Raw genomic sequence first — 11378 nt, forward strand, 5'->3', positions numbered from 1 at the left:
ATGACTGAGGCTGCCTACTCGAAACCGGCTTCCCGTGAGGCCCTGCGTCGGAACTGGCGCATCATGGTGCCACTCTTCCTGGTCGTTTGTATTTATTCTGCCGGAATGGCTTCGGTGCTGCCAGTCCTACCGTTCTATCTGAGGGAGATGGGGGCAACTCCGCTGATCTTTGGCCTTGTCCTGGCTACGGAGGCGTTCACTCATTTTGTCGCCGCACCCACCCTAGGCCAGTTGTCGGATCGGTTCGGCAGGAAGCGGGTTCTGCTTGCAAGCCAGGCTATGGCGGCAGCAAGTCTTTTCCTGCTGGCGGTCGCGCCAAATGTGTTCGTGGTGATAGTCGCGCGTGCGCTCTTTGGTCTGACAGGCGGCAATTTCTCGGCGGCCGCAGGCTACGTCGCTGACCACACTGCACCTGAGGATCGCAGGCAGGCCATTAGTATCCTGACTGGTGGTGTCGGTTTAGGCGGTATTACCGGTGCGGGCCTGTCCGGGTTTCTTTCCGAGGCTTCGCTGGCGGTGCCAATCTTTGCAGCCCTCTTCCTCTCGATCGGCGCGATTGGCCTTACTCTTTTCGCACTGAAAGCCGATCAGGCTGCGCCCTCGCAAACCGGACCATACGAACGCGAGAAAGTCTCGTTTCGCGCCATCGTTTCATCGCCGATCATCCGTATCCTCATCATCGTGATGGTATGCCATTTCCTCGCATACGGCATCTACAGCTCGCAAATGCCGGTCTTTCTCGCAGAGACATTCATCTGGAACGGGCAGTCTTTTGGCCCCCAGCACCTTAGCTACATCGTCGCTGCCGATGGCGTCATCAACATCCTGGTGCAACTCTTCCTCCTGGGTTGGCTTGGTCGGCGGTTTTCCGAGCGTCAGCTGATCATCTTGATATTTGGCTTGATCTGCACCGGCTTTCTCATCGCGAGCCTTGCCACAACCGTCCCCCTTCTCGCATTGGCGGTGCTTTGTGTGAGCACGGGCGATGCGATGGCCAAACCGACTTACCTTGCGGCTCTGTCCGTCCATGTACCGGGAAACCGTCAGGGCGTCGTCATGGGATCCGCTCAATCGCTTGGCGCTCTAACTGATATCATCTCCCCGTTGATAGGCGGTTTCATCCTTGGGCACAAACTCTATGGCCTCTGGGTCGGTCTGGCGATTGCGGTCGCTGTCATAGGCGTCGTATTGGCGACCGTGAGACTACCCTCAACTGATCCGGAAACACGGAAATCGTAAACTGAGACACTGCGTATCAGCCGATGCCCTCCGGCTACCAGCATGATCGCGGCGCTGGTTCCCCCTTTCCAATGGAGTCATATGGATGAAGCTCTCAGCTCGAGCGAAAACTCAGCGAAAATTCGTGAAGGCTCCTTTTGGAGACGTGCTCGCCGGCATCCTGGTTTTTGCAGTGGCAATTTTAAGTGGGTGTGTGGCGCCAGAACGTCCGACGTACAACGCAGCTGAAGCTGATCGCGCACAGATTTCCGGATTCGAGAACATCAGGGCGCACGTAGATGATCCGCGGCCTCCTGTATCGGTGCATGACCCCTGGAGGCCGGTCATCCTGAAGGATAAGCCCACGATGCTTGCCATTTCCGGGGGCGGGGCAGGGGGAGCGTTTGCGGTGGGCATATTGTCCGCCTGGAGTGAACTTGGAACCCGCCCGAGATTTGCGGTTGTAACGGGGGTGAGTACAGGTGCCCTGATCGCGCCCTTCGCATTCCTCGGCTCAGATTATGATGCACAGCTCAGACGGCTTTATCTATCGGGAGAAACACGAGACCTCATCGATATCGAATGGAAAGGAGCCGGCATCTTTTCTCCGGGCCTTCTCAAGGGAAATGCTCTGCGCAGCAATGTGGAACAGACTATCACGATCGAGATACTACGCCGAATTGCAACAGAGCATCGCGCCGGACGTCGTCTCCTGGTTATGACGACAAATCTCGATACCCAGCGGGCGGTAGTCTGGAACATTGGAGCGATTGCTGCCAGTAACCGGCCGGACGCACTGGCCCTGGTCCGGCATATACTGATCGCATCCGCAAGCGTCCCGGGAATTTTCCCTCCAGTATCGATAAGAGCGGTCGTCGATGGAAAACAGATCGAGGAATTGCATTCCGATGGGGGTAGCTCGGCACAGTTCTTTACTCTGCCTGAACACCTGCTCGTTGCGAACAACGATCATGCTAAAGGTCAAAACCTGCATATTTACGTGATCGTAAATAACGCCCTTATTCCTGAGTTTTCCATGTCACGTGAGCGGGCCTTGCCGATCATGGGCAGAGCGTACGGCATACTCTTGAAATCGCAAACGAAACACGGCCTTGTCGCACTCTACAATTTCGCGCAACGATCAGGTGTCGACCTCGATATTGCATCGATCGACGAGCAGGTTCCCTATTCCATGCTCAATCCGCTAAGCGTTGACTACATGCGCTCGGTGTATCGCATAGGGTATAAAGGGATCTTGGATAGAAAGCTGTGGGTCAAGCGTCCTGTTTTCAGAACTCCGTATGGTGGCGTCGCCTTAACTTTTGGGAGTTTGCGGCGGGGATTTGCGAGCCGAATTTCAGGCAGCTATCGAGCAAGCGATTTCTCGCCAGATCGTGATGGCATGAGCGCGAAGCCGGCGGTAGTAAGCTGCGGTGAGATGTTTGCGATGGAGATGGAAAAGGTTGGCGATTGGGCCATGGGCTGAGACGAAACGCTGGCATTGTCGCGCCGACTTGAAGCGCATCATGCGTCGTTCTCGTCGTCGTACTGGAAGGTGGGAAACCACCGCGAACGATTTACGACTGGCGGCATTACCTTGCGGTCATCCAGCGCAAACCCGGAGCCCTGCGCAATGGTGCGCCTTTCCTGGAATTGCCGCGGGCCTTTCGACAGTTGCAGGACCAGATGCTGCGTCGCCTGGGCGGCGATCGTGAGATGGCCGATATCCTGGCTCTGGTGCTTCATCACGACGAACAGGTCGTCGTCAGGGCTGTGGAGCTGGCTCTGGATCAAGGCGTCGCGACCAAGACACATGTGCTGAACCTGCTGCATCGTCTGATCGATGGGAAAACGACTGACGGCCCTGACATCGACACGCCACAGGCGCTGACCTTGTTGCGTGAACCCAAGGCCAACGTCGAACGCTACGATGGCTTGCGTGTCCGGATCGTGGGAGGTCGCCATGCGTCATGATCCCGCAAGTGCCGCCGTCGTCATCATGCTGCGGAGCCTGAAGATGTATGGCATGGCCCAAGCCGTCACAGACCTGATTGAGCAAGGGGCTCCAGTTTTTGATGCGGCCGTGCCGATCCTGTCCCAGTTGCTGAAAGCCGAGATGGCCGAACGTGAGGTTCGCTCGATTGCCTATCACATGAAGGCTGCTCGCTTCTCAGCCTATAAGGACATCTCCGGGTTCGACTTCGCCGCCAGCGAAATCAACGAAGCGACGGTGCGCCAACTGCACCGATGCGAGTTCATGGACGGGGCGCAGAATATCGTGCTCGTCGGTGGGCCGGGCACAGGAAAAACACATGTCGCGACTGCCCTTGGGGTCCAGGCGATCGAGCATCACCGCCGGAAGGTCCGCTTCTTCTCGACCATCGAATTGGTCAATGCGCTCGAACAGGAGAAGGCCAAAGGCAAGGCAGGACAGATCGCTGAGACCCTGGTTCGCCTCGATCTCCTGATCCTCGATGAATTGGGATACCTTCCGTTCAGTGCCTCAGGGGGAGCGTTGCTCTTCCACCTGCTAAGCAAGCTCTACGAGCGCACCAGCGTCATTATCACGACCAACCTCAGCTTCAGCGAATGGGCAACCGTCTTCGGTGATGCCAAGATGACCACGGCTTTGCTCGATCGCCTGACCCACCGTTGCCATATCCTGGAAACAGGAAACGACAGCTTCCGCTTCAAGGCCAGCTCGGCCGCAGCAGCTCAGAAGAGAGGAGAAAAGGCCAATCCCTTGACCAAAGCCTGATCAGAAAACCATACTCAGAGGTGGCTCACTTCTCGGTGGAAAAACCGGCTCAGTTCCGCGTGGAAACCAACAGCAGGGTGTAGGGCTACTGACAATGAGCAGCCCGCTTGCTCCCTATGCACAACGGAAATACTCGATTGTCAACCGGCGCGGAATGTTGCCCCCTTTTGTCGGTGTCCAATCTTCACCCCCATGTAGACGATCAGTGCTTGGCCTGCCCTGCGCTGACCGGGGTTGCAGAGGGTAGGCCAAGTGCGGGTGATGGGTATCTTCGGCTTTAGCTTTGAGAGCGGTTTTTGAAGCGCCAGGACTCGTTTCCTGGTTCCACGATCTCGCAGTGGTGGGTCAGGCGGTCGAGCAGCGCTGTCGTCATCTTGGCATCACCAAACACGGACGGCCATTCACCGAAGGCAAGGTTCGTGGTGGCGATGATCGAGGTGCGCTCGTAGAGCCTGCTGATCAGGTGGAATAGGAGCTGACCACCGGCCTGCGCGAACGGCAGATAGCCGAGTTCGTCGAGGATGATGAAGTCGAGGGGAGGCGTCGCCTTAACCGGCTGGTGCGGATCGAGGCAAGTCTATCGGCATGACTGACGATGCGTCCGCCCGATACAAACGCCACCGCTTTCCAGCCGAGATCATCGCGCATGCGGTATGGCTCTGTTACCGGTTCCCGCTGAGCCTGCGCGATATCGAAGACCTGCTTGCCGAGCGCGGCATTGCCGTCTCGTTTCAGACCGTCTCAGAATGGACGACTAAGTTTGGCCTGAAATTCGCCCACCAACTCAAGCGGCGGTCGATCGGCAACTTCGCAGACAAATGGCATCTCGATGAGAGTGTGCCGCGAGGCGCCCACAGCAATGTGGGAGCCGAGCTGCGCGGAAGATGAGGGTAGGTCCCTCGAAGCCGACCGTCAGGGGTAGGTTTCAAACCACTGCAAGCTGCGACGGTAAAGAGCCGTGGTGGTGAGCGTTGCAGAAAAGGCGGCTCTTAGTCCGTCAGGTGAGGTTTAGAGAGACGAGCGCAAGCGAACCGCTGATGACGTGTCGAAAAGTGCAAGATGATGTCGAAACCGGGAGGAATTCGTTAGCCCGGGACGGGTCTGGGGGGCGCCCTGATTTCTGCCCAGGCGGCATCCGGCATGAAGGCGGCGTGACTCTTAACCAGGCTTTCGTGTGGAACGCGGTGAGATGTCTGATTTCTTTTGGTTTTCCGATGCGCAGTGGGAACGGATCGAACCGCTCCTGCCAACGGATGTGCGGGGCAAGCCGCGCGTGGACGATCGTCGCGTGTTGAGCGGAATCGTCCACGCGCTGCGATGCGGTGGACGCTGGGCGGACTGCGCCGACGTCTATGGACCGAAGAAGACGCTCTACAATCGCTTCGTTCGCTGGTCCGAGCGCGGCATCTGGGAAGGCATCTTCAGCGCACTCGCCGGGGCCGAGGATGCACCGGACCGATTGTTCATCGATAGTAGCTGCATCAAGGTCCACCGCTGCGCAGGCGGCGGAAAAGGGGGGCCATGGCTCATGGTATCGGCCGCACGAAAGGCGGAGGGAACACCAAGCTCCATGCCGTCTGCGACGCGAAAGGTCGCCCTCACGTCCTGCTCCTGACGCCCGGCAACGTCCATGACTGCAACGTGGCGAGGCTGTGTATCGAAGCCCTGCCGCCCACCGCGCAGCTCGTCGCGGACAAGGGCTATGACAGCCAGGCTCTGCGCGAGTGGCTCGACGAGCGCGGTACCGAGGCTGTGATCCCGCCACGTCGAAATCGCAAGGTTCAGTACGAGTACGACCGCGCCGTTTACAAGCAGCGCAACGTCATCGAGCGTATGTTCTGCCGTCTCAAGGACTGGCGTCGCCTCGCCACCCGCTTCGATCGCAACATCAAAAACTTCATGGGTGCCGTCGCTCTCGCCGCAGCCGTCATCTGGTGGCTCTAGTGAGTCCGGACCCTAGGGTTGAAAGGCGCTCCACATTGCCCAGTCCTTTGCCCACAATGACACCATGTTCCGCAAGATCTCCGCGCAGAGCGTTCACCATCTGCGTTCGTTGGCCGACAAGAAGATCGCGAGTTCGGAATAGCATTGCCCGAGCTTGCTGATTTGACGTCTTCACAGCGACCGTCCGCATGGTCGGCCGCATCGCAGCTTCTGCAACAGCCTCAGCATCGGCAGCATCGTTCTTCTGGCGCTTGACTAATCACGAGGTCGTCGTAATGCGGAGGAGCGCGGCCTGATCGGCGGATTTTCGCCGTTCTTGTCGATGTTCCTCCGCATTATTTCAGAGTGTGTCGAGCCAGGCGAGCACGCTGGCATCGCGCTTCCAGGATGGCTGGCTGCCGGGTGTGGCTGGAACGGCGACCTTTTCCAGGGCTTTCCGCTTCGTTTCCAGATTGGCCCTGGCATAGTGGTTGGTCGTGTCGAGGCTGACATGACCGAGCCAGCTTCGGATGACCGTAATGTCGACGCCGGCCGAGATGAGGTGCACGGCGGTGGCGTGCCGGAAGGCGTGTGGCGTTACGTGCTTGGCACGCAGCGTTGGCATGGTTTCGGCCGCCGCCTTCACGTAGGCGGCGAGCTTGAACCGGACCCCGGAGGCGCTGAGCGGCTCGCCATAGCGGTTGACGAACAGCCGCTGGTCGGGCGCCCGTGGTTGCCGTTCAAGCAGTTTCCGCAGCAACATCACGGTTTCTGGCCAGAGCGGACAGATACGTTCCTTCCGTCCCTTACCGGTCAAACGCACGCAACTCGGGCTTTCGAACCGGATTGCTTCTGGGCAAAGGTCGAGCGCTTCCTGTATTCGTGCGCCGCTGTTGTAGAGGAACGAGAGCAGCGCATGATCCCGCATGCCCTCAATGGTCGAACGATCTGGCTGAGCGAGGATCGCCGTCACTTCCGCCGGATCCAGATAGCTCGGTTCCGACACCGGAGCGCGCTTGATCGGTATGTTGAGGATTTCCACGCATTGCGCGATCGATCCAGGATCCCTTGTGGCCACGAAGTGGAAGAAGCTGCGGATCGCCGCAAGCCGGCAGTTGCGCGTGCCGATCGTACCGCCACGGTCATGTTCGGCGTGACTGAGGAACGCGGCGACCTCGCTGGCGGCCAGATCGGCCAGCGTGATCATAGCCACCTTCTTCCCAGTACGCTGGGCGACGAACCGGAGCAACAACCGCCAGGTATCGCGGTATGATCGGACTGTATGGATGGATGCGTTGCGCTGCTCGACCAGCCATTCGTAGAAGAACGCGCGCAGCAGGGCCGGGAACCGGTCAACCTTGCTCATGGCCGCATCTCCTGCCCCATGCTGAGGCACGGTGCGCCAACTGCCCGGAACCGCTCATTCGCGTAATGCAGCAGCTCCTGCGTGACGGTGATGTAGACCAATGTAGAGTTGATATCCCTATGGCCGAGATAGGTCGCGAGGAACGGCAGGCGATCCTGCGGGTTGACACCCGTCCGGTACCATTCCAGGATTCTGTTCACGACCATCGAGTGGCGCAGGTCATGAACGCGAGGGCCCGCTTTTCCTCGCAATGGCTTCAACCCAGCGCGACGTATGACGTCAGAGAGCAACCACGTGATCATTTCCGGCGTGTAGTGACCGTCGCCTCGCTCGTGCCAGAACAAGCCGGAGCGCGCGTCCTGTGATCCACCGGCACGACGCCGTGCATCGACGTAGGCGCGAAGCTCGACTACAACGCTGTCGGGAAGCGGCAGTATCCGAGTCTTGAAGAACTTGGTCTGCCGGACGGTTACCGTACCGTCCCGCAGGTCAACGTCACCAAGATCGAGCCGGGCAAGCTCGCCGCGCCGCAAGCCTGCGCAATAGGCCAGCAGCAGCATTGTGTACATGCTCAGCGGCCGAAGCGGCACCCGTGGAGACGGATAGGTGCGGGCAACCTCGAGCATCCGCCGCACGTCGGCAGGCGAGTAGATATGAGCCTTTCGCCATTGCCTGGCCGCCTCCTTCCTCGGTCTCGGGTCCGGTCGCCGCACAGGTATCGACGGGTCGCGGTGACGAAGGATTTTCGCAAAGACGCGTTTGAGCTTTTCGCATTCCTCCACTTGGTGACGCGTGACATTCGTTGCCGCCCATCGATCAACCATGGCGCTCAGCGGTTCGGCCTCCGGTCCCGGATGCAGCTGCAGGAACCGGTCGAACCGCAAGAGCAACAGGGGCTGCGAAGTGTATTTGTATCCTCTGCGCCGCATCATCGCGACATGCTCAGCCATCATTTCGCCCAGCACGCTGCCGAACGGCCTGGGCTGGCGCAGTTCGGCGAGAGCCTGTTCCGGATCCCGCGACGCCAATGCCCGCCAGATGGGCATGCACTGCTTGATATTGCACGCATCTCGCAGAGCGGTGACGGGATTGCGTTCGATCGCGCCGATTTCCACCAGGCGTTCGAGGAACCGGTCAATGATGCGGGTGCGGTGTAGCCGCGTCGTCGCTGCCCAGCATTCGGCCGATTTACGCAGCCACGCAATCAGCACTTCCTGACCGAGTGCATCGTAACGTTCGGCCACATCCTGGAAGCCATGCAGGACCTGCCGATAACAGGCTCGGCTTTTCATGCTGTGCAGATCAAGGATCGCGACATGGCGGTCAATGATCGCGCGGTCGGGATCGGGCCAGCGGGCGGTCATGCCAGCACCTCCATTCCCGGCACGTCAAGCGCAATGGCCCTGAGGTCCTCGGTGGCGAGCTTGAGGTAGGGAGCCGTCGATCCCGTCGAACGGTGCCCCAGCACGTCGCCGATGACCTTTTGAGGCACCGCGACCCGCAACATCTCAACAGCGCGCGCATGGCGGAAGATATGGGGTCCACACTTACCAGGCGGTTGGACACCAGCGTCACGGAGCCACCGGCGAACCACGCTGTAAAGCTTGTCGAGCTTGCGATAGGGCGCGCGCGTGCGGAGGAAGATTTCCCTGGCGTCCGTCACGGGCCGCCCGGAACGCAGATAAGCAAGCAACGCTTCACCGACCGGCTCCATCAGGGGCAGCGATGTGCTGGCCCGCGTCTTGTGGTGGCGAACATGGATGGCTTCCGTCCGCCAGTCGATGTCCTCGATCCGCAGATTGCGGATCTCTCCAGACCGTAGCCCATATGTTGCAAGGAGTTGCAGGATTGCATGGTCCCGCAGCCCCGCTGGCGTCTTGTCCGCCCTCGCGGTTTCCAGCACCGCGGCGATCTGGTCTCGCTCCAGGATTGAGGGCACTCCTTCATATGCATAAAGCGTCGGAGCTATCACATGCCCTGACAGGTCCGTTGTGACGCGACCCGTGATGTGGAGATATCGCAGCAGCGAGCGAAGCCGCTCTGCGACAGACTTCAGCGAGCAGCGCGTCAGTTTCGGCGCGCGCAGATCCATGTAACGGTCTACGTCAACGACGCTCAGCCCCGCCAAGCCGCCGCTTCCGTAATCGATCTGCCAGGCAAGAAAGTTCCGGGCTTCCCACATCAGCGCTGCGACGCTGGAGCGAGCCAACCCGCGTTCCTCACGCAGCCAGATTTCGTATTCGTCACAAACTGCAAATCGGGCCACATCGGCCGCGCAGATAGGCTCGATTGCTGGCGGCCATTGACCGTGAGCAAGTCGCAACAGCGCATGAATTCCGGAGCGCGGAACCTCGTGCCAGCGTGCGCCGGGACGTCGACCACGCTCCTTTTCGAACTTTACGATCGCGTGCCGCAGGTATTGCTCTACCTGCACGTCGATCACGTCTGCGACCAGGATGCCCCGCTGTCCCAGATAATCGAGAAATCCAGATGCGTAGGTGCAGTAATTCCTCACCACGACCGGGCTGTATCGCTGACTGATAAGGGAGGAATTGAGTGCGGCAATTAGTTCGTGACGGATATAGGGCATTGGCGAGTCCTCTGTTGGTCGATTGACCCGCAGAGGTTCGGCACCGAATAATGCAAAGCAAGCCGATCGGAAAACAGCGAAAATCCGCCGATCAGGCCGCGCTCCTCCGCATTACGACGACCTCGTGATTAGTGAAGTTATGGCGAGGTGAGCATAACTTTACGAAAGCCTTTACATAAACCGGCGGGATCAGCCGAACGTCATGGCCGAGCCCTGCCAACTCGCGCCCCCAATAATGGGCTGTGCCGCAGGCCTCCATCGCGACTACGCAAGGGGGCAGTGTCGCCATGAATTTTGGAAACTGAAGACGCGAGAGCTTCTTACGAAACAAAACCCGGCCATCCGATGCTGCGCCGTGAACCTGGAAAACCTGCTTTGCAAGGTCGACGCCGACGATGCTAACTTCCTCCATCGATGCCTCCTCCTCTGTGGGTGACGTAACGCATCACCATCTTGGCACACTGCGATGCCGGTGGGAGGGGCATCCAACCCATCAGTGCAAATCAACAGTCTGGAGCTTTCCCGGCAATCAGGGCGATCTCTACGTCTCCCCCGTCCTGCTGCAGGACTATGCCCGCTGGCAGAGCGTTAAGTTCGAAGCCATTGCCGGAGCCTTTCGCCAGGGGTTAGGAATGCTGAACGGCAACGAAAACCCGGAAGGAGGCGCTTCCGTGCCCCAGAACCGAGGGATGGGTTGAAGGCCGCCGATTGCGGAAACGCTCCTCAGCGGTCCCCGATGAGTCGGCTATCGGGATGTTTGCTTCCTCAATCGTCTGCTCCGATGCAGGGTCGGGCTGACACTTACCGGTTCGGCTCTCTGGCGCGCTTGGCTTCGCTGACGTCGTAAAACTCAGGTATCTTTCCGGAATGAAGCGCGGGCCGTTTTCTGTCTGTGGCGCATCCCGCGCCAATGCCTCGGCGATTTCCGCCGTCGATACCTGCAGGAACTGGCGCCTCGCCATCCCCACCGCGATTGCGGGAATCTCGAGGTGCGTGCCCATCCGCCGATACGCTGCGAAGCTGAGGCCCTCGATCAGCTCTTCGTCGACGACGAGGCGGTAGGTTCCGGCTTCCAACGGCTCCTCGAGGGCTTTCAGGTTGAACGGATGCATGAATGTGATTTCGGTTTCCGTGGTTCTTTCGGTCATTTCGATGCTGCTTTCCCATTGCGCCAACGACGGCCGACGAAGTGCGCCGGCTGAACCGGCCCTTTAGTCTTCGGGGCTCCGCCTTGCCGAGGCGCCCTCGTTTCCCCAGACATCGAGGTCGAGGTTGCGGTTTTTGTACCGGGCGTTTTGCGACAGGGGATACTTCTCGGCGCCGATCGTCACGCCCTTGATGAGGCGGATGAGATTGCGCGCTTCGCCATGTTCCGTGCCGACCCCGGCCGACAGGTTTTCCGTCTGGTAATCGGCGTCCTTGAAGATTTGCCGCAGAACGGTTCGTTGCCGGCTTGCAGCCGACCGCGCACCCTTGAAGACAAGGATCACCATAACCATCGCTCGATCAGAATGTAGACGACC

At 59.4% G+C, this 11378-nt stretch carries 7 protein-coding genes and 8 pseudogenes; 6 read left to right on the top strand and 9 right to left on the bottom strand.

Features of this window, described 5'->3' with window-relative positions:
* Both K0P03_RS20300 and K0P03_RS20305 read left to right on the top strand, forming a co-directional pair.
* A complete protein-coding gene (locus K0P03_RS20300) occupies positions 1-1239 on the top strand; it encodes an MFS transporter (protein WP_130521144.1) in 1239 nt (412 codons plus the stop codon).
* 346 nt (positions 1240-1585) lie between these two features.
* Positions 1586-2122: pseudogene (locus K0P03_RS20305) on the top strand (patatin-like phospholipase family protein); the annotation flags it as partial.
* Between the two features lie 453 nt (positions 2123-2575).
* On the opposite strand, the pseudogene K0P03_RS20310 reads toward K0P03_RS20305, so the two are convergent.
* A pseudogene (locus K0P03_RS20310) lies at positions 2576-2779 on the bottom strand (IS6 family transposase); the annotation flags it as partial.
* Between K0P03_RS20310 and K0P03_RS20315 the strand changes: the two are divergent.
* Both K0P03_RS20315 and istB read left to right on the top strand, forming a co-directional pair.
* Positions 2779-3192: pseudogene (locus K0P03_RS20315) on the top strand (IS21 family transposase); the annotation flags it as partial. The pseudogenes K0P03_RS20310 and K0P03_RS20315 overlap by 1 nt on opposite strands.
* Positions 3182-3976, top strand: coding sequence for an IS21-like element helper ATPase IstB (istB, locus tag K0P03_RS20320; RefSeq protein ID WP_272790515.1), 795 nt, complete (start codon positions 3182-3184; stop codon positions 3974-3976). The pseudogene K0P03_RS20315 and the gene istB, both read left to right, overlap by 11 nt.
* A 277-nt stretch (positions 3977-4253) precedes the next feature.
* Here istB and K0P03_RS20325 read toward each other — a convergent pair.
* A pseudogene (locus tag K0P03_RS20325) lies at positions 4254-4511 on the bottom strand (ATP-binding protein); the annotation flags it as partial.
* Between the two features lie 50 nt (positions 4512-4561).
* Between K0P03_RS20325 and K0P03_RS20330 the strand changes: the two are divergent.
* Positions 4562-4816 (top strand): annotated as a pseudogene (locus K0P03_RS20330) (IS6 family transposase); the annotation flags it as partial.
* Positions 4817-5165: 349 nt separating this feature from the next.
* Positions 5166-5920, top strand: a protein-coding gene (locus tag K0P03_RS20335) for an IS5 family transposase (protein ID WP_443020588.1) whose coding sequence is annotated in 2 segments (ribosomal slippage) — positions 5166-5507 and positions 5510-5920 — 753 coding nt in all. Because the reading frame shifts where the segments join, the coding sequence is not laid out codon by codon here.
* 22 nt (positions 5921-5942) lie between these two features.
* Here the strand turns inward: K0P03_RS20335 and K0P03_RS20340 are convergent.
* From K0P03_RS20340 to K0P03_RS20370, 7 genes and pseudogenes are all read right to left on the bottom strand, one after another.
* Positions 5943-6176 (bottom strand): annotated as a pseudogene (locus K0P03_RS20340) (IS110 family transposase); the annotation flags it as partial.
* A gap of 84 nt (positions 6177-6260) precedes the next feature.
* Complete coding sequence (locus tag K0P03_RS20345) at positions 6261-7265, bottom strand: site-specific integrase (protein ID WP_269704331.1); 1005 nt, start codon at positions 7263-7265, stop codon at positions 6261-6263.
* Positions 7262-8629: a tyrosine-type recombinase/integrase gene (locus K0P03_RS20350; protein ID WP_272790526.1), complete on the bottom strand. Its 1368-nt coding sequence runs from the start codon at positions 8627-8629 to the stop codon at positions 7262-7264. Before K0P03_RS20350 ends, K0P03_RS20345 begins: the two co-directional genes overlap by 4 nt.
* On the bottom strand, positions 8626-9855 hold the full coding sequence (locus K0P03_RS20355; protein WP_269704327.1) for a site-specific integrase: 1230 nt from the start codon (positions 9853-9855) through the stop codon (positions 8626-8628). Before K0P03_RS20355 ends, K0P03_RS20350 begins: the two co-directional genes overlap by 4 nt.
* Positions 9856-10012: 157 nt before the next feature.
* A pseudogene (locus tag K0P03_RS20360) lies at positions 10013-10267 on the bottom strand (IS110 family transposase); the annotation flags it as partial.
* 451 nt (positions 10268-10718) lie between these two features.
* Positions 10719-11003: pseudogene (locus tag K0P03_RS20365) on the bottom strand (hypothetical protein); the annotation flags it as partial.
* A gap of 63 nt (positions 11004-11066) precedes the next feature.
* Entirely contained in the window at positions 11067-11348 is a 282-nt protein-coding gene (locus tag K0P03_RS20370; RefSeq protein WP_245462387.1) for a hypothetical protein, read from the bottom strand.
* Positions 11349-11378: the final 30 nt, after the last annotated feature.

The sequence above is a fragment of the Shinella sp. HY16 genome (assembly GCF_028534175.1).
GTDB lineage: Bacteria > Pseudomonadota > Alphaproteobacteria > Rhizobiales > Rhizobiaceae > Shinella.

Coding starts and splice junctions, on each gene's coding strand:
- istB (WP_272790515.1), top strand. CDS start 3,182: ATGCGTCATGATCCCGCAAGTGCCGCCGTCGTCATCATGCTGCGGAGC.
- K0P03_RS20355 (WP_269704327.1), bottom strand. CDS start 9,855: ATGCCCTATATCCGTCACGAACTAATTGCCGCACTCAATTCCTCCCTT.
- K0P03_RS20350 (WP_272790526.1), bottom strand. CDS start 8,629: ATGACCGCCCGCTGGCCCGATCCCGACCGCGCGATCATTGACCGCCAT.
- K0P03_RS20370 (WP_245462387.1), bottom strand. CDS start 11,348: ATGGTGATCCTTGTCTTCAAGGGTGCGCGGTCGGCTGCAAGCCGGCAA.
- K0P03_RS20345 (WP_269704331.1), bottom strand. CDS start 7,265: ATGAGCAAGGTTGACCGGTTCCCGGCCCTGCTGCGCGCGTTCTTCTAC.
- K0P03_RS20300 (WP_130521144.1), top strand. CDS start 1: ATGACTGAGGCTGCCTACTCGAAACCGGCTTCCCGTGAGGCCCTGCGT.